This window comes from Symbiopectobacterium sp. RP, assembly GCF_050472005.1.
Taxonomy (GTDB): domain Bacteria; phylum Pseudomonadota; class Gammaproteobacteria; order Enterobacterales; family Enterobacteriaceae; genus Symbiopectobacterium.
In genome coordinates this window covers 1,558,083-1,583,022 of sequence record NZ_JBGOGS010000001.1, presented here as the reverse complement: position 1 = coordinate 1,583,022, position 24,940 = coordinate 1,558,083, and the positions used below count along the sequence as shown (strand labels likewise).

Annotated in this window: 23 protein-coding genes and 13 pseudogenes; 18 read left to right on the top strand and 18 right to left on the bottom strand. The window is 46.3% G+C overall.

Features of this window, described 5'->3' with window-relative positions:
- Window positions 1-85 precede the first annotated feature (85 nt).
- Window positions 86-442: pseudogene (locus ACD630_RS10555) on the top strand (Ail/Lom family outer membrane beta-barrel protein); the annotation flags it as partial.
- 189 nt (window positions 443-631) lie between these two features.
- Here ACD630_RS10555 and ACD630_RS10550 read toward each other — a convergent pair.
- The 3 genes from ACD630_RS10550 to ACD630_RS10540 form a co-directional block, all read right to left on the bottom strand.
- Window positions 632-901, bottom strand: coding sequence for a hypothetical protein (locus tag ACD630_RS10550; protein ID WP_430360135.1), 270 nt, complete (start codon window positions 899-901; stop codon window positions 632-634).
- A 27-nt stretch (window positions 902-928) separates the two neighbouring features.
- The gene (locus ACD630_RS10545; RefSeq protein WP_430359014.1) at window positions 929-1,105 is read right to left on the bottom strand and encodes a hypothetical protein; all 177 of its coding nucleotides are present in this window, start codon (window positions 1,103-1,105) and stop codon (window positions 929-931) included.
- A gap of 587 nt (window positions 1,106-1,692) precedes the next feature.
- Window positions 1,693-1,995, bottom strand: coding sequence for a hypothetical protein (locus ACD630_RS10540; protein ID WP_430359013.1), 303 nt, complete (start codon window positions 1,993-1,995; stop codon window positions 1,693-1,695).
- 259 nt (window positions 1,996-2,254) lie between these two features.
- Here ACD630_RS10540 and ACD630_RS10535 point away from each other — a divergent pair.
- From ACD630_RS10535 to ACD630_RS10510, 6 genes and pseudogenes are all read left to right on the top strand, one after another.
- A pseudogene (locus ACD630_RS10535) lies at window positions 2,255-2,509 on the top strand (transposase); the annotation flags it as partial.
- Between the two features lie 35 nt (window positions 2,510-2,544).
- The gene (locus ACD630_RS10530) at window positions 2,545-2,673 is read left to right on the top strand and encodes a hypothetical protein (protein ID WP_430359010.1); all 129 of its coding nucleotides are present in this window, start codon (window positions 2,545-2,547) and stop codon (window positions 2,671-2,673) included.
- A complete protein-coding gene (locus tag ACD630_RS10525) occupies window positions 2,628-2,891 on the top strand; it encodes an IS630 transposase-related protein (protein WP_430359985.1) in 264 nt (87 codons plus the stop codon). Before ACD630_RS10530 ends, ACD630_RS10525 begins: the two co-directional genes overlap by 46 nt.
- Window positions 2,892-2,923: 32 nt before the next feature.
- Window positions 2,924-3,367 (top strand): IS630 family transposase, encoded by a 444-nt coding sequence (locus ACD630_RS10520; RefSeq protein WP_430359984.1) that lies wholly within the window; start codon window positions 2,924-2,926, stop codon window positions 3,365-3,367.
- Between the two features lie 5 nt (window positions 3,368-3,372).
- A complete protein-coding gene (locus tag ACD630_RS10515) occupies window positions 3,373-3,600 on the top strand; it encodes a hypothetical protein (RefSeq protein WP_430359012.1) in 228 nt (75 codons plus the stop codon).
- A gap of 64 nt (window positions 3,601-3,664) precedes the next feature.
- Window positions 3,665-4,588: pseudogene (locus ACD630_RS10510) on the top strand (IS5 family transposase).
- Window positions 4,589-4,879: 291 nt separating this feature from the next.
- On the opposite strand, the gene ACD630_RS10505 reads toward ACD630_RS10510, so the two are convergent.
- Both ACD630_RS10505 and ACD630_RS10500 read right to left on the bottom strand, forming a co-directional pair.
- The gene (locus tag ACD630_RS10505; RefSeq protein ID WP_430359011.1) at window positions 4,880-5,530 is read right to left on the bottom strand and encodes a winged helix-turn-helix domain-containing protein; all 651 of its coding nucleotides are present in this window, start codon (window positions 5,528-5,530) and stop codon (window positions 4,880-4,882) included.
- Between the two features lie 1,286 nt (window positions 5,531-6,816).
- Window positions 6,817-7,741 (bottom strand): annotated as a pseudogene (locus ACD630_RS10500) (IS5 family transposase).
- Window positions 7,742-7,982: 241 nt separating this feature from the next.
- Here ACD630_RS10500 and ACD630_RS10495 point away from each other — a divergent pair.
- Both ACD630_RS10495 and ACD630_RS10490 read left to right on the top strand, forming a co-directional pair.
- A complete protein-coding gene (locus ACD630_RS10495; protein WP_430359010.1) occupies window positions 7,983-8,111 on the top strand; it encodes a hypothetical protein in 129 nt (42 codons plus the stop codon).
- On the top strand, window positions 8,066-8,803 hold the full coding sequence (locus ACD630_RS10490; RefSeq protein WP_430359983.1) for an IS630 family transposase: 738 nt from the start codon (window positions 8,066-8,068) through the stop codon (window positions 8,801-8,803). The genes ACD630_RS10495 and ACD630_RS10490 overlap by 46 nt, the downstream gene beginning before the upstream one ends.
- Before the next feature lie 51 nt (window positions 8,804-8,854).
- Here the strand turns inward: ACD630_RS10490 and ACD630_RS10485 are convergent.
- From ACD630_RS10485 to ACD630_RS10475, 3 genes and pseudogenes are all read right to left on the bottom strand, one after another.
- A pseudogene (locus tag ACD630_RS10485) lies at window positions 8,855-9,310 on the bottom strand (IS5 family transposase); the annotation flags it as partial.
- A 30-nt stretch (window positions 9,311-9,340) separates the two neighbouring features.
- Window positions 9,341-10,594 (bottom strand): annotated as a pseudogene (locus ACD630_RS10480) (IS256 family transposase).
- A gap of 129 nt (window positions 10,595-10,723) precedes the next feature.
- Window positions 10,724-11,644 (bottom strand): helix-turn-helix domain-containing protein, encoded by a 921-nt coding sequence (locus ACD630_RS10475; protein WP_430359009.1) that lies wholly within the window; start codon window positions 11,642-11,644, stop codon window positions 10,724-10,726.
- Between the two features lie 831 nt (window positions 11,645-12,475).
- Between ACD630_RS10475 and ACD630_RS10470 the strand changes: the two genes are divergently transcribed.
- The 3 genes and pseudogenes from ACD630_RS10470 (at window position 12,476) to ACD630_RS10460 (ending at window position 13,345) form a co-directional block, all read left to right on the top strand.
- Window positions 12,476-12,841 (top strand): IS630 transposase-related protein, encoded by a 366-nt coding sequence (locus ACD630_RS10470; protein ID WP_430359008.1) that lies wholly within the window; start codon window positions 12,476-12,478, stop codon window positions 12,839-12,841.
- Window positions 12,765-13,190: pseudogene (locus ACD630_RS10465) on the top strand (transposase); the annotation flags it as partial. The gene ACD630_RS10470 and the pseudogene ACD630_RS10465, both read left to right, overlap by 77 nt.
- 32 nt (window positions 13,191-13,222) lie before the next feature.
- Window positions 13,223-13,345, top strand: a complete 123-nt coding sequence (locus ACD630_RS10460; protein WP_430359007.1) for a hypothetical protein — start codon at window positions 13,223-13,225, stop codon at window positions 13,343-13,345.
- Here the strand turns inward: ACD630_RS10460 and ACD630_RS10455 are convergent.
- From ACD630_RS10455 to ACD630_RS10415, 9 genes and pseudogenes are all read right to left on the bottom strand, one after another.
- Entirely contained in the window at window positions 13,342-13,593 is a 252-nt protein-coding gene (locus ACD630_RS10455; RefSeq protein WP_430359006.1) for a hypothetical protein, read from the bottom strand. The genes ACD630_RS10460 and ACD630_RS10455 overlap by 4 nt on opposite strands.
- 202 nt (window positions 13,594-13,795) lie before the next feature.
- Window positions 13,796-14,446, bottom strand: a complete 651-nt coding sequence (locus ACD630_RS10450; protein ID WP_430359005.1) for a glycoside hydrolase family 25 protein — start codon at window positions 14,444-14,446, stop codon at window positions 13,796-13,798.
- 2 nt (window positions 14,447-14,448) lie between these two features.
- A pseudogene (locus ACD630_RS10445) lies at window positions 14,449-14,590 on the bottom strand (glycoside hydrolase family protein); the annotation flags it as partial.
- 257 nt (window positions 14,591-14,847) lie between these two features.
- A pseudogene (locus ACD630_RS10440) lies at window positions 14,848-15,771 on the bottom strand (IS5 family transposase).
- A 56-nt stretch (window positions 15,772-15,827) separates the two neighbouring features.
- Window positions 15,828-16,037 (bottom strand): annotated as a pseudogene (locus ACD630_RS10435) (ATPase RavA stimulator ViaA); the annotation flags it as partial.
- Window positions 15,986-16,882, bottom strand: a complete 897-nt coding sequence (locus ACD630_RS10430) for an IS630 family transposase (protein ID WP_430359004.1) — start codon at window positions 16,880-16,882, stop codon at window positions 15,986-15,988. The pseudogene ACD630_RS10435 and the gene ACD630_RS10430, both read right to left, overlap by 52 nt.
- A gap of 413 nt (window positions 16,883-17,295) precedes the next feature.
- Entirely contained in the window at window positions 17,296-17,730 is a 435-nt protein-coding gene (locus ACD630_RS10425) for a BRO-N domain-containing protein (RefSeq protein ID WP_430359003.1), read from the bottom strand.
- 480 nt (window positions 17,731-18,210) lie between these two features.
- Window positions 18,211-19,237: pseudogene (locus ACD630_RS10420) on the bottom strand (IS481 family transposase).
- 301 nt (window positions 19,238-19,538) lie between these two features.
- On the bottom strand, window positions 19,539-20,168 hold the full coding sequence (locus ACD630_RS10415; protein WP_430359002.1) for a BRO-N domain-containing protein: 630 nt from the start codon (window positions 20,166-20,168) through the stop codon (window positions 19,539-19,541).
- A 109-nt stretch (window positions 20,169-20,277) separates the two neighbouring features.
- Between ACD630_RS10415 and ACD630_RS10410 the strand changes: the two genes are divergently transcribed.
- The 6 genes and pseudogenes from ACD630_RS10410 (at window position 20,278) to hcr (ending at window position 23,814) form a co-directional block, all read left to right on the top strand.
- Window positions 20,278-20,742, top strand: a complete 465-nt coding sequence (locus ACD630_RS10410) for a coiled-coil domain-containing protein (RefSeq protein ID WP_430359001.1) — start codon at window positions 20,278-20,280, stop codon at window positions 20,740-20,742.
- Between the two features lie 282 nt (window positions 20,743-21,024).
- Entirely contained in the window at window positions 21,025-21,234 is a 210-nt protein-coding gene (locus ACD630_RS10405; RefSeq protein ID WP_430359000.1) for a hypothetical protein, read from the top strand.
- Window positions 21,221-21,385, top strand: a complete 165-nt coding sequence (locus ACD630_RS10400; RefSeq protein WP_430358999.1) for a hypothetical protein — start codon at window positions 21,221-21,223, stop codon at window positions 21,383-21,385. Before ACD630_RS10405 ends, ACD630_RS10400 begins: the two co-directional genes overlap by 14 nt.
- Before the next feature lie 285 nt (window positions 21,386-21,670).
- Window positions 21,671-22,144, top strand: a complete 474-nt coding sequence (locus ACD630_RS10395; RefSeq protein ID WP_430358998.1) for a hypothetical protein — start codon at window positions 21,671-21,673, stop codon at window positions 22,142-22,144.
- Between the two features lie 53 nt (window positions 22,145-22,197).
- Window positions 22,198-22,737, top strand: a pseudogene (locus ACD630_RS10390) (hydroxylamine reductase); the annotation flags it as partial.
- Window positions 22,738-22,796: 59 nt separating this feature from the next.
- Window positions 22,797-23,814, top strand: a pseudogene (hcr, locus tag ACD630_RS10385) (NADH oxidoreductase).
- Between the two features lies 1 nt (window position 23,815).
- Here the strand turns inward: hcr and ACD630_RS10380 are convergent.
- The gene (locus ACD630_RS10380) at window positions 23,816-24,934 is read right to left on the bottom strand and encodes a glycosyltransferase (RefSeq protein ID WP_430358997.1); all 1,119 of its coding nucleotides are present in this window, start codon (window positions 24,932-24,934) and stop codon (window positions 23,816-23,818) included.
- Window positions 24,935-24,940: the final 6 nt, after the last annotated feature.

Here is a 24,940-nt window from a genome sequence, read left to right as displayed (position 1 = left end):
GAGGTGACAAGCATTTTCTACCAAAACTGGCTTGGCAAAACAGCATGACTCACTATTATTCAACAAAGCCAATTCGAGGCAGTATATGAAAAAATTTGCGTGTCTTTCCGCACTGGCTTGCGTATTTGCAGTAAGCGCAGGTTCCGAATTCGCCGGATATGCTCAGGGTGATGCCCAAGGCGTGGTGAACAAAGCGAAAGGTTTTAACCTTAAATACCGCTATGAGTTTGATGACAGCTAGGTTGGCGTAATCAGCTCCTTCACCTATCTGGAAGACAGCCAGTCCAACGACGCTTACTACAATAAAGGCCAATACATGGGCTTTACTGCGGGCCCGGCTTACCGTATCAATGATTGGGCAAGCGTCTATGGCGTGATTGGCCTGAGCCACGGTAAATACACTTACAATGCGGCAGACGGCACCGACCATAACGATGACTATAGCCAAGCGACTTAATTTTGATTACACCATAGGCTTTGTTGAATAAATAGATTTTATGCTGGCAGCCCAGCGAAACGACGGATCCTCGCAACGTAAAATCATGCAGTTAGGCCTCATGAGAAAAGTGTACACCTGAGATGACAAGCATTTTCAACCAAAACTGGCATGGAAAAACAGCATGATTACCTATTATTCAACAAAGCCTATGGTGTAATCAAAATTAAGTAGCTTGGCTATAAAAACAACCACGATGACCAATGAGATCAAAAATGAACGGCGCGGAAAATAGCGCAGTATAAAAGCGGGGTAAATCATCAGCATCATGCCATGGTCGCTAGGGAAGCTGTCGCGGGAGGCATCTTTAGTCGGCCAGCCGGTCAGTTCGCCAACCCAATTAATATCACTAAAGTATATCCAAGCGACATTATTTTGATAACAATTAGCTGTATTTTTTGCCACATATCAGGGCATTGGCTGTAATCATTTTTAAGTCGGTTGGCTATATCTGCCAGCCAGCAGGTTACTCCGCAGTTCCGGCCACTGGCGCTTCAGATGGTCGGGGAGTTCGCTCACGCTTATTCCGTCCACACCCGGCGCGCCTTTGTTGGCTTTTACTCTTTTCAGCGCCTGCTTCAGATTTTCTTGGTTGAGGATAACCTCCATGAGACTATCCCCGGACGACGGGCTTTCCCGCTCCGGTTATGTCTGGACGGTTTCAGCCCCTGATGGGGCAGGAGTCGGGGCTTCACCCCTTCTGCTCTCATCGGGGTCGCATTGCGTTTTCTGCTGCATGACCGTTCAGAACCTCCGGCGATACTCGCCACTCATCACTGTTCGGGCCTTCAGGTTTCCCCTACGCCCTCTGCTGACTTCTGCATAGCGATCAGCGCACCTCACGATGAGCTCAGTCCTGAATGCAGGACGCTATGCAGACCTCCCGGGGTAAGCCCGACCCCCTTCACCACACACCTGCCTGATTTACTCACTCGACCCTTGATGGTTATGGCCTTCGCGATCATATGCTCGCTCTGCCGATCGGATGAGCCTTGTATCAGGTTTCTGTTCGTCAGGTCATGGCTTTGCTCCACGCTTCCTTCAGACCCCACCTCGCGATGACGCCCTTGCACTTCGCTAGTCCTTCGCCACCATCAGGCTGTACAGGGGACTTTCACCCCCAAGCTGTCGGGCATGCCCGGCACACATAAAAAAGCCAGTCCAAGCTGCCCACGATTACGGTATTCATGCTGATATCATCTGTTTTTATTTCTGAAATACAACATGATTCTTTTCACAAGTTCAGCAATAAAAAAGACGAAGCCAGATACACCTATTAAAACACAAAAAATATTCCTGCTTTCCATTCCCCATGAAAACAGGATGGCCGTCACTAACGATAAGCAAGCCAGCAACCATGTTGGCAATCTGACTCTACTCATACCGCGCACCATATCTCGTATATCACCCATGCGAGAATGGCTGCGATTGATATCAGAAATAGTCCGGTAGATAGAGTGATACGTTTCATAATGTTGATATCTTGGAGTTATGCTCATTTCTGGTGTACGGGGTTTCGGGGAGGGTGGCCTATCCTGCTGATTGATTTCGTGGATGATTTCAACAACAGAGAGATGATACCCCATGAAAAAGTCTACCCTACAGGTCTCCGCAGAACCAGATATTGCCGGTGATCCCTTGCATGAACTCATTCGTAATGGTGCAAGGCAACTGATATAGCCAACCGACTTAAAAATGATTACAGCCAATGCCCTGATATGTAGCAAAAAATACAGCTAATTGTTATCAAAATAATGTCGCTTGGCTATAGCTGCCGCCGTTGAGGTTGAGCTCGAAGCCATGCTGCAACAACATGCTGAACGCCGCCTTGACGACGGGCGTCATGCTGTCGTTCGTAACGGCTATTTGCCATAGCGAACCATACAGACGGGTATTGGGGATGTTGAAATTAAAGTGCCTAAGGTCAGGGAGCGCAGCGGCAACGGAATATGCTTCAACAGCGCCTTGTTGCCGCCTTATCTGAAACGTGCAAAAAGCGTCGAAGAGTTGCTATAGCCAAGCGACTTAATTTTGATTACATTATTTAAATGAGCTATTCAATTGATTTTAGACGTAAAGTGATATCTACACGGGAAGAAGAAGGGTTGAGTATCCGAGAAACAGCGAAGCAATTTCGGATTGGCCCTGCCTCTGTTCGCGTTGGATTAATCAAATAGCGTCAAAAGCATCGACCACGCGTCAGCGAAAGAGCGATAAATCCGAGTTGATAAAAGATGTTGAACCATATCCAGATGCTTACCAAAAAGAACGTGCAGAGCGTTTTGGCGTTTGTCAGAAGGCCATTTGGCACGCTCTTAAAAAGCTGGGATTGACCTATAAAAAAACGCTACGTCATCCGAAAGCCGACGAAAGCGCCCGGCAAGCATTTCAATAAAAAATACAACAGTATGAAAAAAAGGTAAACCTATTGTTTTCATTGATGAAAGTGGTTTTCCACACGATACCCCACGGACTCACGGCTATTCCCCAAAAGGTCAACGGTGTTTTGGCCTGAAGAACGGGGGAGCCAAGGGAAGAACAAATGTTATCGGCGCGTTATTAGGCACCACGCTGTTTGCTATCGGATTATTTGATATCAATATTAACAGCGATGTTTTCTATTCCTGGGTCACACAAGTCCTTATCCCAGTACTCCCTAAAAACAGGGTAATCGTGATGGACAATGCAACTTTTCACAAAAAACATAATATTCAACAAGTCATCATCGATGCAGGGTATATGGTGGAGTATTTGCCTACATATTCGCCAGATCTTAACCCCATTGAGCATAAATGGGCACAAGCAAAAAAAGAGAGAGTGGTTGCGATACAGAGATTTTGTTCTCAGTCCATATGGTGTAATCAAAGTTAAGTCGCTTGGCTATATCTCCGACGCATCTTGAAGGAACGAATGCCGTATCAAAGAATGTCTCCCGTACAGGCAATGATGACTTTGACGCACTGGTTTTGCGCTACCTTACCGTTAATCATCCAGAGGGCAATCTGCAAAGCATACTTGAAAAGCTGAAAGCCCTTGCACCAAATTCGCCATTAACGTTAGACGCGCTGAGTAAAGCAATGAATGTCGCTAATGGGCTTTGTTGAATAAATAGAACTTTTGGGTAATCATCGGAGCAGATCAACACAGTTGTTTCAAAATCAGGTCTCCATGGCAAAACAAAATTTTAAAATCACCAACTGGCCCTCTTATAACAAGGCCCTCAAGCAGCGCGGTTCTCTAACCGTATGGCTAGATGAATCAGCCATTGCTGCATGGACGGAAAAAAACACTACTGAACGGCGTGGATGACCGCTCCACTACTCAGATATGGCCATCACCACAGTCCTGATGATGAAACGCGTGTTTGGCCTTTCATTGAGGGCTTTACAGGGCTTTGGTGACTCGATTTTTAAACTGATTAAATTGTCGCTCCATTGTCCAGACTATTCGCTGCTCAGCAAGCGAGCAAAGACAGTGAACATCAGCATAAAAACGCCAACCCGTGGTGAAATCTCACATCTGGTCATTGATGGAACCGGCCTGAAGGTCTTTGGCGAAGGCGAATGGAAAGTCCAGCAGCATGGTGCCGACAGACGCAGGGTATGGCGTAAGCTGCACCTGGCAGTAGACAGTGTGACGCATGAGATTATCTGTGCGGATTTGTCGCTCAGTGGTATGACTGATGCCCAAGCTCTACCGGCGCTGATAAACCAGACCCACCGGAAAATCAGAGAGGCATCGGCTAACGGCGCTTAGGATACAGTTTACTGCTATGATGCTCTGCTGAGGAAGAAAATAAGGCCGCTTATCCCGCCACGAAGGGGGGCGCAATATTGGCAAGATCGCTACCACGAGCGTAACCCCGCTGTTGCAAATCAGTGCATTAGCGGTAGTAACGATATCTGGAAAAAGAAAGTGGGCTATCACCGGCGCTCAGTGGCTGAAACGGCCATGTTCCGGTTCAAAAGGCTTCTGGGTGGTCATCTAAGTCTGAGAGACTACGATGGTCAGGTGGGTGAAGCCATGGTCATGGTCAAAGCGCTTAACCTGATCACGCTATTAGGAATGCCGAACAGTATTCGCATCACGTAACAATCGACCCGTATGGGGCGCAGTCGTTACAAGTTCTGATTTATTCAACAAAGCCTCGTTAATGGAAAGATGCGCAAAGATCCCGCGCATGCGGAATACGCAAATACGGTTCTCAGCAAAAAGGCCATGCAACTTGCAGGGACGAATATTTTATACACCACTATGAAATATTTTTCCCTACAGATGAGGAGAATACAGTTATAGAAAAATTCTAATATAATCATTACGTTGCTTTAGACATGAGCAGTGAGTGACCAACGCCACCTTTACAAGGTGGCAAGGAGCGCCTGTTTAGCGTTGATTTGTCCATTCCGACGACTGAATTTCACCATCATGCTCAATGACAAGTGAATGCACCGAGGCCATCGAATTTTTCGTTAAATACCATAACAGATAAGCCGTAATGATAAATACGACAACCAGTACGACATTCCTGAGACGCATGTTTTTTTTCTTTGGCCTGACACAAGGAGAAATCGCCAATGAATTGACAGGAATGGACGTCAGATTGATCAGCGAGGTTCTGTCATAAACAAACTGCCCGCACGACGTGTCGTACTGTGCCGTATAGAGTGTTTCGACTTCAGGGTGGGCGCCAAAAGCACCTTCCTCCACACCTGCCTGAGGCTCCTCAAAAGAAGGGGTCACCCCAAAACGGTATCCCAACTTAGGGATAGTCACGATGATTTGCTTATCTTTATCCTGCAAATTACGCCGCAGTGCGCGAATCACCTGCGCAATGCTTTGCGATGTTACATATCCCCCTTCCCACACACATGACAGAAAATCATCTTGTGATACGGGATGAGGATATCTTTCGCAAAGCAGAGCCAACACATCGGACTCCTTTTTCCTCAATTGATATAAGGTGTCACGACAGCTTAATGTTCTGAGCTTGGGGCTAAAAATGAAGCCAAGAAAGTAGATATTGCCATCATTCATTAAGCTAATGTTCATTTGCATATCCGCCTGATATTTTATCTAACAAAGGAATCCACCATCAGGGAATTCTCACTACAAACCATGGTGGCAGTAATTACCTCTCCTCCTTAAATTTCTACCACCAAGATACTCATCATCCATCCTTATGATAATCCACCATAAAAACGCACCTTGATTGTTTCATGCAGCAGCAAAAACATTTTATAAAAACGCGAAGTGGAAATAATAAAAACGATGTTTTGATTTCTAATACATTGCTTTTCATTAATACATTGTTTTTTCTTAATGCAATGCATACATGGTCATTGTAAATGCGAAGAATTAAAAACTGTTTAAAACTATTAATAACATTGCATCCAATCGATAAGACAAATCATATCAACATAAAAAACATTTAATAACCAAGTGTAACTATTATTTTCAATTAAGCTACAAAAAGAAAAAATGAGCCCAAATCAGATATAAAATCGTCATTTCACTGGCGATTCCCCGCGCAAGAAAAATCACGTAACAGCATGATTTTAAATACTCTCAAGTAGTGATAACGATGTGCCATCAAAAGACAATCAACACCATAACGGCTTTGTTGAATAAACATATTTTATGCTGCCCCCGGTGAAACGACAGATCCTCGCAACGCAAAATCATGCAGTTAGGCCTCATAAGAAAACTGTAAACCTGAGGTGACAAGCATTTTCTACCAAAACTGGCTTGGCAAAACAGCATGACTCACTATTATTCAACAAAGCCCACCATAACACCTTCACAAACTCCATGCGCAATCATTAAATAAAATGGATCCAATATCAATACGGGCTAATCTATTTTCCGATACTCGACTACTACTGGATATCTTTTAGAGATAAGTCATCAGACAAAATACATAGATATATATTACAATAATAATTTCCAAGTTCGGTTGTCACGCTTGGCCGTCAGCATATGTTATTTGGCTTTGAGCATAACACTGACTGAATTGAAAACATCTTACGAAGCCAATAAAAATAACAAAACATAATTTTAACATGAAAGCTGTCTTGTTGTGTTGGTTAGACATTGATATCCCCTCCCCTTTTTTCAAGATATGATTCATTTATGATATAGCACTATAATCTTCCGGATAGGGTTGCTCTTGCAAAAAACGATTCTTGCAAAACTTCCTTACCTCTCTCTGTAGATAATAAGGATGCGCCCAGATATCTCTCTCCGGGCGCAAGCGGAGCTTATCCATGGCTTTGTTGAATAAATCAGAACTTGTAACGACTGCGCCCCATACGGGTCGATTGTTACGTGATGCGAATACTGTTCGGCATTCACTAATAGCGTGATCAGGTTAAGCGCTTTGACCATGGCCATGGCTTCACCCACCTGACCATCGTAGTCTCTCAGACTTAGATGACCACCCAGAAGCCTTTTGAACCGGAACATGGCCGTTTCAGCCACTGAGCGCCGGTGATAGCCCACTTTCTTTTTCCAGATAGCGTTACTACCGCTAATGCGCTGATTTGCAACAGCGGGGTTACGCTCGTGGTAGCGATCTTGCCAATATTGCGCCCCCCTTCGTGGCGGGATAAGCGGCCTTATTTTCTTCCTCACCAGAGCATCATAGCAGTAAACTGTATCCTAAGCGCCGTCAGCCGATGCCTCTCTGATTTTCCGGTGGGTCTGGTTTATCAGCGCCGGTAGAGCTTGGGCATCAGTCGTACCACTGAGCGACAAATCCGCACAGATAATCTCATGCGTCACACTGTCTACTGCCAGGTGCAGCTTACGCCATACCCTGCGTCTGTCGGCACCATGCTGCCGGACTTTCCATTCGCCTTCGCCAAAGACCTTCAGGCCGGTTCCATCAATGACCAGATGTGAGATTTCACCACGGGTTGGCGTTTTTATGCTGATGTTCACTGTCTTTGCTCGCTTGCTGAGCAGTGAATAGTCTGGACAATGGAGCGACAATTTAATCAGTTTAAAAATCGAGTCAACAAAGCCCTGTAAAGCCCTCAATGAAAGGCCAAACACGCGTTTCATCATCAGGACTGTGGTGATGGCCATATCTGAGTAGTGGAGCGGTCGTCCACGCCGTTCAGTAGTGTTTTTTTCCGTCCATGCAGCAATGGCTGATTCATCTAGCCATACGGTTAGAGAACCGCGCTGCTTGAGGGCCTTGTTATAAGAGGGCCAGTTGGTGATTTTAAAATTTTGTTTTGCCATGGAGACCTGATTTTGAAACAACTGTGTTGATCTGCTCCGATGATTACCCAAAAGTTCTATTTATTCAACAAAGCCCTTATCCATGCCACCGGAAAGGTTGGTTGGTAACTTCCGATACCCCAGTAAAGGTCGTGCGCGTTTGCAAAATACCAGAGCCGGAATGGCTGACCCAGCACTCTTCCTTAATTGCAAAGCGATGTGATTTATAGCTAAACGACTTAATTTTGATTACATTGTTTAAATGAGCTATTCAATTGATTTTAGACGTAAAGTGATATCTACACGGGAAGAAGAAGGGTTGAGTATCCGAGAAACAGCGAAGCAATTTCGGATTGGCCCTGCCTCTGTTCGCGTTGGATTAATCAAATAGCGTCAAAAGCATCGACCACGCGTCAGCGAAAGAGCGATAAATCCGAGTTGATAAAAGATGTTGAACCATATCCAGATGCTTACCAAAAAGAACGTGCAGAGCGTTTTGGCGTTTGTCAGAAGGCCATTTGGCACGCTCTTAAAAAGCTGGGATTGACCTATAAAAAAACTCTACGTCATCCGAAAGCCGACGAAAGCGCCCGGCAAGCATTTCAACAAAAAATACAACAGTATGAAAAAGAAGGTAACCCTATTGTTTTTATTGATGAAAGTGGTTTTCCACACGATACCCTACGGACTCACGGCTATTCCCCAAAAGGTCAACGGTGTTTTGGCCTGAAGAACGGGGGAGCCAAGGGAAGAACAAATGTTATCGGCGCTTTATTAGGCACAACGCTGTTTGCTATCGGATTATTTGATATCAATATTAACAGCGATGTTTTCTATTCCTGGGTCACACAAGTCCTTATCCCAGTACTCCCTAAAAACAGGGTAATCGTGATGGACAATACAACTTTTCACAAAAAACATAATATTCAACAAGTCATCATCGATGCAGGGTATATGGTGGAGTATTTGCCTACATATTGGCCAGATCTTAACCCCATTGAGCATAAATGGGCACAAGCAAAAAGCAAAAAAAGAGAGGGTGGTTGCGATACAGAGATTTTGTTCTCAGTCCATATGGTATAATCAAAATTAAGTCGCTTGGCTATATCTTGATAGCCCACTATGCTGTGTCCCTTAATTGCATAACCGGCGGTAAAACAAGCGGATGCAGCCCAGTTTCACCATTGCTAGATAGTTTCTTGACATTTTTTCATAACGTGTGGCGATCCTTCGATATTCCTTTAAACGGCCAAAACACCTTTCCACAACGTTACGATGGCGATAAGCATCACGATCAAGTTGCGAGCGTCCATCTGAAGCCAGTTTTTCATTTGATTTTCGGGGAATAACCGTTTTTATCCCTCTTTTTTTCAAGTCGTTACGTAGTGCATTCCCAGAGTAGGCTTTGTCAGCCAGTACTGCATGGCCACGACGCTTCATGCTGCCGTTCTGGCGTTGCACGCCAATTCCGTCTAGGAGTCGTAACGCAAACAGGCTTTCGTGACCCTGCACAGCACTCAGTACGATGTTTAGCGGGATGCCGCTTCCGTCAGTCGCCATGTGGATTTTGGTGCCATAACCACCTCGTGAGGAGTTATTAGCAAATCAGGTGTATGGCGATCAGGCTACGTTCCGCTCTGATGCTTCGTGAATCTGTCCTCCATCCTTAAATTGGACGTTGCTTACAACCAGGGTCAGCAGGTCAAATCCTCTTAGTCGGTTCCAGCTTTTCTGAGCTGACTGGAGCAGCTTAAATACCATACCATTGACAGGGTTGTTTCTCTCGAACCACCGTTCTTCGCGCCTCTGCTTCGTAGCCTCACAGTCGCAAAAGCCGATTCAATCGGATTTGTCGTTCTTATTGACGCCCAGTGCTCTGACGGGAAGTCGTAGAATGCCAGCAGTTCTTCTTGAGCTTTCTCCAGCTTCTTCATCGCTGCAGGATACTTCGCTGAAAACCTTGCCAACAAAACATCAAAGGCTTCATTAGCGGCATCGCGGCTCTCTGCCAGCCAAACCTCCCGCAGCTCAGCCTTAACTTTCGGTTGCATGGCTTTGGGGAGTGAAGCCAACACATTAGCGGTTTTGTGCACCCAACAGCGTTGGTGCTGCGTGTCCGGGAATATCTTTGCCATTATTCCAAAAACCAAGGGCACCGTCTCCCGTAGCCAGCTTGGGAGATACGGTTAGGCCACGTGCTCGCAGGCCATTAAGAAGTTCGGCCCAGTTTGCTTCTGACTCTCGATAACCATCTTCGACCGCAACCAGCTCCTTACGTCCATGTTCAGTGACGCCGATAATGACCAGCAGGCAAAGGCAATCATCTTGCCTGACATGGCTGTATATGCCATCGGCCCAGAAATAAACGTAGCGCGTATCGCTTAAATCACGCAGGCACCATTGCCTGTGCTCTTCAAGCCACTGCTGTTTCAGTCTGCTGATGGTACTGGCAGAGAGGCCATTCGCTTTTTCACCGAGAAGCGCCCTCAGGGCTTCATGAAAATCACCGGTGGATATGCCTCGCAGGTACAGCCATGGTAGCAACTCTTCGACGCTTTTTGCACGTTTCAGATAAGGCGGCAACAACGCGCTGTTGAAGCATATTCCGTTGCCGCTGCGCTCCCTGACCTTAGGTACTTTAATTTCAACATCCCCAATACCCGTCTGTATGGTTCGCGGGGGCAAATAGCCGTTACGAACGACAGCATGACGCCCGTCGTCAAGGCGGCGTTCAGCATGTTGTTGCAGCATGGCTTCGAGCTCAACCTCAACGGCGGCAGCTACCAGTTGCCTGGCAGCATTACGAATGAGTTCATGCAAGGGATCACCGGCAATATCTGGTTCTGCGGAGACCTGTAGGGTAGACTTTTTCATGGGGTATCATCTCTCTGTTGTTGAAATCATCCACGAAATCAATCAGCAGGATACGCTACCCTCCCCGAAACCCCGTACACCAGAAATAAGCATAACTCCCCTAGTAGATAAAAATCCATTTTACCTATTCTATTCATTCAGAAAGCCTTCCAAATCCTTGAATTCCCGAGGCGTTATACCAAAAAGCGTTTTGATTTCTGTGGAGAAATGGGAGGACGATGCATAGCCGTTATTCCAAGCCACGGTCGCAATCGACTCATCATTCTCAATCAGTTGCAACGCACTGTATGCAGCTCGCCACATTCTGAGCTGTTTTTTCGGTCCACAGGTAAAAGCGTTATAACAAAGCTTTCTGAAATAAGATTCTGAAACACCATATTCTTTACAGGAATTATACAGCTTATGTGACTTCATGCTTTTACTGTTATCAAGAACTTGATCCAGCAAAAACTGAGCAACCCAGTAGCTCTCAATACCGCGAATGAAATGGCACAGTTTATTGATAACATCTGTGTCACTGATAAAGTCACGACAAAAAACCAAATCCATAAAACTCATTTGTGCGTTATCAATGACTGCGCAGAAGATTTTTTCTGTTTCGAAGAGGACCTTATGTTGTAAAGGCGCAGCATTCGCCCCCCATAGTCGAGAGGACTCTTTAAACCTGTATTCAGTGAAGGCTAAAAAGGTCGCCAGCTGGGTAATCAACGATCGTCCTACCAGCCATTTGCCATGAAGTGATAACTCAATAGCACTGTTTGACACCAATACCGCAGACTGATCTCCCGTGAAGGTGACGCGTTCCCGATTATTCATTATTGAAAAGGTGAATGTCGACTCTGGGGTTAATGGCCTGATAAAGAATAATGAGTTATTAACCCTAAAGGTCTCATCCGTGATAACTGAATCTTCAACCATTGCATTATAACCAGGAGTGTATTTATAATTTTGGAAGCTTGTATTAGTGGCAATACTCTTATTCTGAAGCTCTCTAGACATAGTGACCTCTGTATAATTCGCATGACATTTATAGAAAATTGCGCCAGCCATACTGAACTGCGCAGCTCATACGCTCTAGAATAATAGCGAGCCCACGATAGATATCTCTGCGGTGTGTAGGGCCATAATATTCACTTAAAAACTAGAGGTCAAGACACATCAAAAAATGTAAAAATAAATTAATCAAGATATTATATATATCACGCAAATATCATAATTATATTTAACTGAGCTACCAGGTAATACACGTCAGCTTTAAAATCACGAAATGTTATTTTTTATAAAATATATTAAATAACACGGCAGCCTATTGATATTAAATTAAAATAAATCACCCCCCCCCCCCTCTTTGCTTCAAAAATGAAAAACATAACAACAAATAAAAAATCAAAAAAAACTCAACGCCACATCATTGCCATATTCAATTAGGCCGCTATCATGTCTCTACATTTTTTCACTCGAATCTTTACAGAACCTTATAATCATACTTTGCTAAATGATATATCTAACCGTATCAGTAAATTTGAGCGTGAGTGTCATGGCTCACCCAAAAACATCATTGTAATCATACATAACTTCATTATTAATTATTAAGAGTAGGGGCTTTGTTGAATAAACATATTTTATGCTGCACCCCCGGTGAAACGACAGATCCTCGCAACGCAAAATCATGCAGTTAGGCCTCATAAGAAAACTGTAAACCTGATGTGATGAGCATTTTCTACCAAAACTGGCTGACAAAACAGCATGACTCACTATTATTCAACAAAGCCAAGAGTAGGGCGACACCAAGAATTGCCACTCATTTTAAAGGAACAAACTATTTAGGGTAGCCATATGGATGATATAGCTAAACGACTTAATTTTGATTACATTATTTAAATGAGCTATTCAATTGATTTTAGAGGTAAAGTGATATCTACACGGGAAGAAGAAGGGTTGAGTATCCGGGAAACAGCGAAGCAATTTCGGATTGGCCCTGCCTCTGTATCGCGTTGGATTAATCAAATAGCGTCAAAAGCATCGACCACGCGTCAGCGAAAGAGCGATAAATCCGAGTTGATAAAAGATGTTGAACCATATCCAGATGCTTACCAAAAAGAACGTGCAGAGCGTTTTGGCGTTTGTCAGAAGGCCATTTGGCAAGCTCTTAAAAAGCTGGGATTGACCTATAAAAAAAACGCTACGTCATCCGAAAGCCGACGGAAGCGCCCGGCAAGCATTTCAACAAAAAATACAACAGTATGAAAAAGAAGGCAAACCTATTGTTTTTATTGATGAAAGTGGTTTTCCACACGATACCCCACGGACTCACGGCTATTCCCCAAAAGGTCAACGGTGTTTTGGCCTGAAGAACGGGGGAGCCAAGGGAAGAACAAATGTTATCGGCGCGTTATTAGGCACAATGCTGTTTGCTATCGGATTATTTGATATCAATATTAACAGCGATGTTTTCTATTCTTGGGTCACACAAGTCCTTATCCCAGTACTCCCTAAAAACAGGGTAATCGTGATGGACAATGCAACTTTTCATAAAAAACATAATATTCAACAAGTCATCATCGATGCAGGGTATATGGTGGAGTATTTGCCTACATATTGGCCAGATCTTAACCCCATTGAGCATAAATGGGCACAAGCAAAAAGCAAAAAAAGAGAGAGTGGTTGCGATACAGAGATTTTGTTCTCAGTCCATATGGTGTAATCAAAATTAAGTCGCTTGGCTATACAGGCTCCCGGTTACGCAATTAAGGGACACAGCCTAGCCCTGATAGATATAGCTCACGCTCTCGACGCTCAATAAGCCCGGGAAGTTTCTTGCCACCACCTTGACTTCTTTCAACCATACAGATTTCAAATCCGAGTGGCCCGAACTCTTCCAGATCGGCTTTATTACGGTCAACAAGCTTGATGATGGTGTCATGATATTTCTTAACACCTTCAGTAATCACCATAGTATTCGCTACGAGATCAAGTTTCTTTATTTCCACTAATTGCATCGCTTATTTTCTTTTGGTGATAGAGCCTGCCTCGTAGACATGAGTGGCCCAAGAGGGGTTAGCGATGAAACCGCCACTCTGTCTCAGGCTCATATCCCGAAAGACTCTTGGTAGGATGCGTAGGCGAAAAAGAACCACGGACGGTGCCGAGGCCTCATTGAGTTAGGTTTACTAATTATCCATGCTTTAACAATGAAAAAAATTAAGCAGAACGCTTCACCCAATCTAAATCCACTACATTTTCAGTAATACCGCTAATCTTCCCTTTGGAACTATATTGCCACCATGACCAACTTTGACCTGCATTTTTCCAAGTCAAAGGAAGGTGGGGTGCCTCTACATTCCAGTTGGCAATCCAGAGAGGATAAATACTGAAATCATACTTATCCCATTTAACACCACTATCCCAATACGATGGTGAGCAATATATAAATGTAGCTTGGCAGGACAATTCTGAGTCTTTACTGAGAAAACTTAACAATGAATGCAAATTATCCGCCATTTGTTCTGGCGTTGCTGCTTCATTACGAGACTTTTCAACATCAATCGCCAGTGAGTTTTTGGTTGAATCAAACCCAACAGAAGATAACACCTTTTTGATATTATTAAACTGTTCCTGTGGTGTGCTGCTTAGCGCTCTGAAGTAGTGATAACAATTAACGTTAATATTTGCAAGTTTCGCATTATTCCAGTTTTCGACGAATTTAGGGTCTACATAAGTTCCCCCTTCCGTCATTTTTATAAATGCATGCTTGACACCGCTTTCAGCGACCTCCTCCCAGTCAATAGCTCCTTGCCATTTTGATACATCAATACCTTTATCGAAACAGTTATCATTATTAACAAGACTCATATTTACTCCTCATTATCAAATTGTGATATCAAACAAAGCTCACGTTCTACCGCCCGCCGACTAACCAGGCCCTTAGTATACCTTGCCGTCAACATACTTCCAGCGCCGAATCTCGTTACAGGCACCGGCTCTATCTCCGGAGTTATGCTCATTTCTGGTGTACGGGGTTTCGGGGAGGGTGGGGTATCCTGCTGATTGATTTCGTGGATGATTTCAACAACAGAGAGATGATACCCCATGAAAAAGTCTACCCTACAGGTCTCCGCAGAACCAGATATTGCCAAACGACTTAAAAATGATTACAACCAATGCCCTGATATGTGGCAAAAAAATACAGCTAATTGTTGGCTTTGTTGAATAAATCAGAACTTGTAACGACTGCGCCCCATACGGGTCGATTGTTACGTGATGCGAATACTGTTCGGCATTCCTAATAGCGTGATCAGGTTAAGCGCTTTGACCATGGCCATGGCTTCACCCACCTGACCATCGTAGTCTCTCAGACTTAGATGACCACCCAGAAGCCTTTTGAACCGGAACATGGCCGTTTCAGCCACTGAGCGCCGGTGATAGCCCACTTTCTTTTTCCAGATAGCGTTACTACCGCTAATGCGCTGATTTGCAACAGCGGGGTTACGCTCGTGGTAGCGATCTTGCCAATCTTGCGCCCCCCTTCGTGGCGGGATAAGCGGCCTTATTTTCTTCCTCAGCAGAGCATCATAGCAGTAAACTGTATCCTAAGCGCCGTTAGCCGATGCCTCTCTGATTTTCCGGTGGGTCTGGTTTATCAGCGCCGGTAGAGCTTGGGCATCAGTCGTACCACTGAGCGACAAATCCGCACAGATAATCTCATGCGTCACACTGTCTACTGCCAGGTGCAGCTTACGCCATACCCTGCGTCTGTCGGCACCATGCTGCCGGACTTTCCATTCGCCTTCGCCAAAGACCTTCAGGCCGGTTCCATCAATGACCAGATGTGAGATTTCACCACGGGTTGGCGTTTTTATGCTGATGTTCACTGTCTTTGCTCGCTTGCTGAGCAGCGAATAGTCTGGACAATGGAGCGACAATTTAATCAGTTTAAAAATCGAGTCACCAAAGCCCTGTAAAGCCCTCAATGAAAGGCCAAACATGCGTTTCATCATCAGGACTGTGGTGATGGGCATATCTGAGTAGTGGAGCGGTCGTCCACGCCGTTCAGTAGTGTTTTTTTCCGTCCATGCAGCAATGGCTGATTCATCTAGCCATACGGTTAGAGAAGCGCGCTGCTTGAGGGCCTTGTTATAAGAGGGCCAGCTGGTGATTTTAAAATTTTGTTTTGCCATGGAGAGCTGATTTTGAAACAACTGTGTTGATCTGCTCCGATGATTACCCAAAAGTTCTATTTATTCAACAAAGCCTCGAAAATGTGCAGGATGCCAGGTTTTCCATGTTGTGACATCGCAACGGCATGAAAACGATGGTGGTGTTGTTGCTGTCGTTGCCGAACGCGTTGCACGGTCTCTTCAGGCAAGCGCTGTGCGATGAAATCAGAAATCATCACCGCATCGGCATCATGCCACACATCATCTTCCAGTTTGTCCAGCAGCGCTGACATATAGCCAAGCGACTTAATTTTTGATTACACCGTATGGACTGAGAACAAAATCTCTGTATCGCAACCGCTCTCTCTTTTTTTGCTTGTGCCCATTTATGCTCAATGGGGTTAAGATCTGGCGAATATGTAGGCAAATACTCCACCATATACCCTGCATCGATGATGACTTGTTGAATATTATGTTTTTTGTGAAAAGTTGCATTGTCCATCACGATTACCCTGTTTTTAGGGAGTACTGGGATAAGGACTTGTGTGACCCAGGAATAGAAAACATCGCTGTTAATATTGATATCAAATAATCCGATAGCAAACAGCATTGTGCCTAATAACGCGCCGATAACATTTGTTCTTCCCTTGGCTCCCCCGTTCTTCAGGCCAAAACACCGTTGACCTTTTGGGGAATAGCCGTGAGTCCGTGGGGTATCGTGTGGAAAACCACTTTCATCAATAAAAACAATAGGTTTTCCTTCTTTTTCATACTGTTGTATTTTTTGTTGAAATGCTTGCCGGGCGCTTTCGTCGGCTTTCGGATGACGTAGCGTTTTTTTATAGGTCAATCCCAGCTTTTTAAGAGCTTGCCAAATGGCCTTCTGACAAACGCCAAAACGCTCTGCACGTTCTTTTTGGTAAGCATCTGGATATGGTTCAACATCTTTTATCAACTCGGATTTATCGCTCTTTCGCTGACGCGTGGTCGATGCTTTTGACGCTATTTGATTAATCCAACGCGATACAGAGGCAGGGCCAATCCGAAATTGCTTCGCTGTTTCTCGGATACTCAACCCTTCTTTTTCCCGTGTAGATATCACTTTACGTCTAAAATCAATTGAATAGCTCATTTAAATAATGTAATCAAAATTAAGTCGTTTATCTATACCTCGTTGGTTAAAACGATAATGGAACCCCGGCACGATACCGGGGCGGGATTAGGGGATTAGTGGCGTTGCAGGAACTGGTTAACGTTCGCCTGTTGCCATTTTTCGAGTGCATGGGTCATCACGCCGTAATGCTGCTGTGTGCTCTCTTCAAGCATCTGCTGCATCTCGCCCAGCACGATAGCTTCATCTTCACGATGACGCAGAACACGGCGTATCGTCTGCTTCTCAGCGTCGAAGATCGCACCCTTGAGCGTGTTGGTAATGCCGTAGATACGGCGGCACTCTTCGGCCAGCAGGGGGATTTGCCGGATTTCGAAGTGCTGAGGGGAGGGTACGCCCGTTACACGGCGCAGGGCATACCAGATGGCCTGTGTCTAGGCTCGGTCAAAATGAAAGCCGTTCGCCATGCTCCAGACCAGATGATTCAGGCAACGGGTATCATCATCGTTGAACAGTTCGGCGGCTTGGGGTGGGTATTGTGGGATCTTGGTTTCTTTGCCGAAGATATCCAGCACCCATTTGCGGAACTCTTTGGCGACGGGGGTACGAGCAAACATCGCTATCAGGTGCGCGCCGCGTAGGGAGAAGATGCGGATTTTGTTACGTAAATTGTCGTAACTCATTGATTTTAAAGAGACACTCAAATTAAGGGTATCGGTCATGCACGGGCTAAATTCGTCTACGTTGCGAGTATAAATTTGGGTGATGGCATCAGCTTTCTTGTATTCGAGCGCTTTAGCAAGCTCAGCGGAAGTGAACCAGATCTGCCCGTTGTGGGAGATGGTTTCAAGAACAGTATTACGGAACATTAAGGTTGTCATAGCAATGATTTCCTTTCTAGTTGAGGACAATCACCACCTAGAGGTACTAATCTCTGATATGGTGGCGAGCTGAATAGGGTTAGTACGACCGGCTAGAAAGGACCCGGCGAGCTTTTCAGCTCCCCCATCCAGCCCACCATTATTCTGACATGCCGGACTGACGCATAAAAAAACACGCTCTCGGCGTGTTATGCGCCTTTCTAGCTAAACCGGGGTACTAAACCCGACACCTGAATTTGCAGATGCAGATTGACTATAGCGCATGGGTTCTCCTTGCGTCAATGGGGCGGTGGGTTTCGGTTTATGGTTATACGAGTCCGCTGTTTGCGGCTTCTAACTCTGCAAGCAGGATGTCGTTGAATTTTTCCAGCGCCTTATAGCCAAGCGACTTAATTTTGATAATAATTAGTTGTACTAGCTCAGACCAGATCTGACAGTTACCGATTATTTATACAGGTGTCTGTCAGATTACATCTGGTTCAGATTCTTTTCTGCCCAGATCCGTTTTCCATCGAGTAAAGTGGCCATCGGCGTACGCCAGCAGCACATTTTTCCCTGATGAGTTCGCTCATTATTGTAATGCCACAACCAGCTGTCCAGAGCTACCTGCAGACTTTCCAGGTCTCCATATAACTTCTTGCGGAACGTAACCTGATAAAAATCCTGCAAAATGGTTTTATGGAAGCGCTCGCAGATGCCGTTCGTCTGCGGAGACATCGCCTTCGTTTTCGTTGATAGCCAGATAAAGCTGATAATCATGCTGCTCCACTTTACCACAGTACTCCGTACCCCTGTCGGTCAGTATTCTCAGCACCGGCAGTCCCTGAGCCTCGTAGAACGGGAGTACGCTATCATTGAGCAGGTCGGCGGCGGTGAGCGGTGTTTTATTCGTATACAGCTTGCAGTGTGCCACTTTCGAGTACGTATCCACGAACGTCTGCTGGTAGATACGGCCCACCCCCTTCAGATTGCCCACGTAGAAGGTGTCCTGCGAGCCCAGATACCCGGGATGTGCCGTCTCGATTTCACCGCAGGCCTCATCATCGTGCGCCTTCTTCTCCAGGGCTGAGATTTGAGCGTCGGTAAGGACAATGCCTTCTCTGGCGACCTTTTCCTCAAGCGCCTTCAGGCGTTTACGGAAGTTCTCCAGGTCGTGTCGTTGCCAGATGGAGCGCACGCCGCTGCCGGAGATAAACACGCCTTTTTTACGCAGCTCATTACTGGTCCGGTGCTGCCCATGGGGCGGGAACTCAATAGCATAATCAACAACCGTGCGTTCAGTGGTTTCGTCGGCGCGGTTCTTCAGGTTCGGAACCCAGCGGTTCTGGTTAACCAGCGCATCAATGCCGCCTTCAGCAGCCAGTTCCTGATAACGGTAAAATGTATCGCGTGACACGCCCATGCTCTTGCAGGCTTTTGATACGTTACCGAGTTCTTCGGCGAGATTGAGCAGGCCGGCTTTGTGTTTGATAATGGGATTGTTAGTATGAAGCATGAGAGTTACCTCGCGTTTTGTTTAAGGATTAGACACCCATATCAAAACCGGTAACTCTCAACCTTTCAAGGTCCAGTGTCAGATCTAGTCGCGACTAATACAAATTAGCTGTATTTTTTTGCCACATATCAGGGCATTGGCTGTAATCATTTTTAAGTCGGTTGGCTATAGTACTCGCCATATTCCTCCGTTTTCATGTGGTTGTCGTTGGCGATACGACCAATTTTGTTGGCTGAAACATTAAATATTTTGCCGATTTGCGTGGCGGTGTAGTGTTTTTTCCCAAGCACAGGTACTGGAATCACTTCATGTCCAGCGATCGGGTTGAATCAGTCCGGCGATATAGCCAACCGACATTATTTTGATAACAGCCAGCTATGCTTTTTTGCCACATATCAGGGCATCTGTTGTAATCATTTTTAAGTCGGTTGGCTATAACGGTTTGGCGTGCAGCATCGGAAAGTCCTGTAGCCCATTGGAAGGTTTTTTCGGCTATCTCCATCTGGATTTGCATGGCTCGGGCCTTGCGGTATTCCGGTAAGCCGCTGCCTTCGTCACGATGGGCGGACTTCATGCTGTAGCTGCCCTGCTGACGCAACGATGGCAAAACTTCTTCGTATACCCAATCCTGCACGCGTTCGGCAGAGGGAAGCTTGCTTTTCAGTATCAGGCGGTAGAGATCGGCCTCAGGCGCAAGTGCTACACCTTTGGGATAAACACCTAAATTCAATTCTAACGATTCGTTATAATCAAGCTTTATCAGATTCTTACAGTGGTCGGTTAGCGCTTTAGAGGGGTTTGTGTAGCCAAGTGCTTTAGCCAGTTCGACGGCGAAGAACACTGGCTTGCCTTGGTAGAGCGTTCCCTGTAGTTCGATATCTGAATCAGCAGACTTAAAAAGCATGAGCTGTGTTTTGGTGATTTTGGTCATAACAATTTTTCCATAATGAAACGGATGTGGTTAGAAGGGGATAACGGGTAAAATTTTGCAGATTGGCGGTCAGATCGCTTACACTTGGCTTAACACAGGAGGATCCGCTATGGGCCAAGTCGCATTTGATACTCAAGAGTTCGTCGAAACGCTGGAAAACGCAGGGTTGCCGAAAGACCAAGCCAAGGCGATATCTCTTGTTGTGCGAAAATCACACGAGGTAGCAGATCTTGCTACAAAGCGCGATCTCGACGATGTGCGCAAAGACCTGTCCGCTGATATCGCCGAAGTGAAGCGTGAGATAGCAGATGTCCGCAAGGACCTGTCCGCAGAGATAGCCGATGTCCGCAAGGACCTGTCCGCAGAGATAGCCGATGTCCGTAAGGACCTGTCCGCAGAGATATCCGATGTCCGTAAGGATATGACGACTCAAATATCCTTGGTTAGAAAGGACTTACAGCTTGAAATGGCGGGTATCCGCTCTGAGCAGAAGTTAATTCGCTGGATGCTGAGCGCTGGAGTTTTAGGTATTTTCTCTCTGGTTGTGAAAGCTTTTCTCGTCACCGCCCTCTAATTAATTATGCCACTACGGGTTGTTAGCTCAGCTGGTAGAGCAGTGGACTCTTATCTGTATTAGTCGGTCGCAGGGGCTTTGTTGAATAAACATATTTTATGCTGCACCCCCGGTGAAACGACAGATCCTCGCAACGCAAAATCATGCAGTTAGGCATCATAAGAAAACTGTAAACCTGAACTGAAAAGCATTTTCTACCAAAACTGGCTGGCAAAACAGCATGACTCACTATTATTCAACAAAGCCTTTCGTACCCACAATGGGAGAGAAGAACGTTTGAAAATGACGCATGGTGGCGACGTCGGTTATGAACTACAAACCAGCCTACTGCTTGATGCTGCAAATGGTTTACCAATAGAGCCCCTGTCTCAAACTCTAACCGATAGGGCGGGTTGTCGTTCAATGCTAACCGAGGGCTTGTCTGAGACTCTGACTCATATGGATGCTTTGACGGCTGATATAGCCAAGCGACATTATTTTGATAACAATTAGCTGTATTTTTTTGCCACATATCAGGGCATTGGCTGTAATCATTTTTAAGTCGGTTGACTATATCGCCCGCGTTGAGTCTCTTGATACCGGGAAGAAGTTAGTTCATCTCATTGACCGTGAAGGTGACTCTTCGGGCATATGTGCACATTAAGCTCCCTGGGAATATGTTGGCTTATCCGGAGAAAGTAAGGGCATCGGGCCGAGTGGGGCGGTGACACCCGTAAAATTGGTGAAATTGCAGACAATCTGCCATTTATCGCAAACGGACAGGTTGGCTGGAAAGGGAAAAAAGCCAATATGGAGATCGGGGAAACATCCGTGATCATAACGCGAACGGCTTTGTTGAATAATAGTGAGTCATGCTGTTTTGCCAGCCAGTTTTGGTAGAAAATGCTTGTCAGTTCAGGTTTACAGTTTTCTTATGATGCCTAACTGCATGATTTTGCGTTGCGAGGATCTGTCGTTTCACCGGGGGTGCAGCATAAAATATGTTTATTCAACAAAGCCAACGCGAACAGCAAAAGCGAAGCGGAAAGACAAGAACACCGGACGGCGAGTGAAAGTTCAGCCATGCGTAGCTCTGACACTCAGATTAGTTGTGGTTCGCCTTACCGATACTCACGGTAAATTTATCGGACGCTGGACGCTGCTCACAAACGTTAGCAACGAGCTCACCAGCGCGGAAGTCGCTCGCTGGTATTACTGGCGCTGGGGTATTGAATCCTTTTTTAAGCTGCTGAAAGGTGCCGGTCATGATGTAGAAAAATGCCTTCAGCGCAGTGCTGGTGCCCTGCTACGCAGGTTATTGATAGCTATAGCCAAACGACTTAAAAATGATTACAGCCAATGCCCTGATATGTGGCAAAAAAATACAGCTAATTGTTATCAAAATAATGTCGCTTGGCTATAGAACCAGCAGGTTGAATTTGCCAAGTTCCTAGGCTCTATCGTGATGACCTCCAAACCGTCGGTTTCGGGCGTGAGACCCTGCTCAGCGCGGCGGATACCGTGATCGATTTGGTGGCTAACGGTAAGTTGCGTCATGTGTTCCTAGTGGGGGGATGTGACGGCAGCCGCAGTGAACGCAGCTACTTCACCGATTTCACCCGTAGTGTTCCTGATGATTGCCTGATAATGACGCTGGCATGCGGCAAATATCGCTTTAACAAGCTGGACTTTGGCACGCTGGAAGGGTTACCGCGTCTGCTCGATGTCGGCCAGTGTAACGATGCCTACTCAGCCATCATTCTGGCCGTGAAACTGGCAGAAAAACTAGGCTGCGGCGTGAACGACCTGCCATTGAGCCTGATACTCTCCTGGTTTGAGCAAAAAGCCATCGTCATTCTGCTCACGTTGCTGTCGCTGGGCGTCAAAAACATCAGAACCGGTCCTACCGCCCCCGGCTTCCTGACGGATAACCTGCTGGCCGTACTGAACGAAAAATTCGGTATGCGTTCGATAACCACCGTAGAAGAAGACATCAACACTATTCTGTCCGCTTGAGAGCAATAGGATAACAAGCGGCGCGGCAACGCGTCGCTTGTGCTGTTTGGAGAGCACTCATGACACAACCGACCTCCGCATGCCCGAACCGCATGCAAGTTCACTCCATTCGTCAGGAAACGCCTGACGTCTGGACGCTTTCGCTGATTAATCACGATTTCTACCCCTATCGTCCGGGACAGTATGCACTGGTTTGCATTGCCAACGACCCCGATACCCTGCGCGCCTATACCCTCTCCTCACCCTCTCCTCAACCCTAGGATTAAGCCCGTTTATCACGCTGACGGTGCGGCGTGTAGAACAGGGGACGGCCTCAGGCTGGCTGACGCAGCAGGTCAACCTTGGCGAGTATCTGTGGTTTTCCGATGCACAAGGTGAATTTACCTGCGTCGATGCAGGTCATGCCGAACAGGAATGTTATCTGATGATGGCCGCAGGCTGTGGCGTTACGCCCATTATGTCGATGAGTCGCTGGTTATTGGCGCACCGCCCCAACGTTCACTTGCAGGTTATCTTTAATGTTCGTAACTCGCAGCAGGTGATTTTTGCCACGGAGTGGCAACGCCTTACAGAGCACTATCCATCACAGCTGACGTTGGTCGCCGAATTTGACGCCGAAACTGGTTTTCTCGCCGGAAGGTTAACACCTGAGTTACTGAAACAAGCCGTGCCGGATCTGGCACAGAGCATGGTGATGACCTACGGCCCTGCCCCTTATATGCAGCACGTTGCCGCACTGGTCACCGATGCTGGCGTCCCCACAACACGTTTTTACAAAGAGCAGTTCCAGATTGGTGCTGAATCACTGGAAGAGGACGGTGAGCAGTTGACGCTGACCATTCGCCAGCCGCTTAATACACTGCGTGTTCCGGTGGGCATCAGTCTGTTAGCTGCGTTGGAAAGCCACAAAATAACCGTTAATGCCGCCTGCCGCGCAGGCGTATGCGGCAGTTGCAAAACTAAAGTTCCGGCGATTACACCACCAGTAGCACCATGACGCTGACAGCAGAAGAGATTGCACAAGGCTATGTGCTCGCGTGCAGTTGCCAACTGCACGGTGATACGGTACTGGCGTAACCTAAGGCTTTGCCACACCCGCAACCGCTGGTGTGGGTTCCTTATAGGCCAATGCGATAATTTTTTTGACACAGGCATCTATAGAGTAGCGCAACATCACGTCGTCGCTGGCGTGGCGGGCCCTCTGACGGTAGGGAGCAGGATGCATAAGGAAATCAGCAATAGCATTCTGCCAAGCCGCAACATCATCACACGGCAACAATACGCCATTTTCCTGATGTCGGATAACATCCGGGATGCCTCCCACGTCACTCGCCATCACCGGGACGCCAAAATACATCGCCTCAACCAGTGCCATCCCAAAAGACTCATTACGTGAAGGCATCAACACCAGATCTGCATGCCGGTAGACGGCCGCAGCCGGAAACAGCTTGCCCGCCATCAGCACGTTATCTTGCAAACCATAGCGTGCAATCATCGCGTTGATAACCTTGTACTCAGGGCCATCACCAACGATCAGATAACGAAATGCATGGCCTGACTGCTTGAGTGCCGCCAACGCGGCCAACGCGGTATCATGTCCTTTTTCACCACGCAGCATACCGACCTGTACAATGACAGGCGACGTACCGGCCTCCAGCCAACATTGCACAGAGACAGGCAAAGGCCGCTCACTTTGAGCATGCAAGGTAGCAAAGTCAAACCCGGGTGCGACTACCTCAATTTTTTCATCACGACAGCCACCCGCCACCATCGCGCGCTTCATACCACTACTGGGCACCACCACCTGATCTGCCAGATAATTGGTGCTAAACGGCTTAATCCTGCTGGTAAGATAGGTTTTTTGCCGCACGAGCGTTGGCTTGTTCCAGGTCAGCTTGGTTGCCAGTGCAGCAATATTTGCATCATGCCCGCTGTGACTGACGACAAATAAGGGATGATATTCATTAATAAGCTGTCTGAAACGCCACAGCGAGGGGAAATGATAACTATTTCGAAATGTAATCGGGTATATTGGAATATGTTTTCCTGCGGCAAGTGTAGCGACTTCACTTGCCGGGCGACATGCCAATAGCACCTCAAAACCTAAATGTTGTAAAGCCTGTAATTGCATCATCGCTTGCAATTCCTGCCCGCCAACATGCTTAGAGGATTCCGTGTAGAGAATGCGTCTTCTCATAAATAA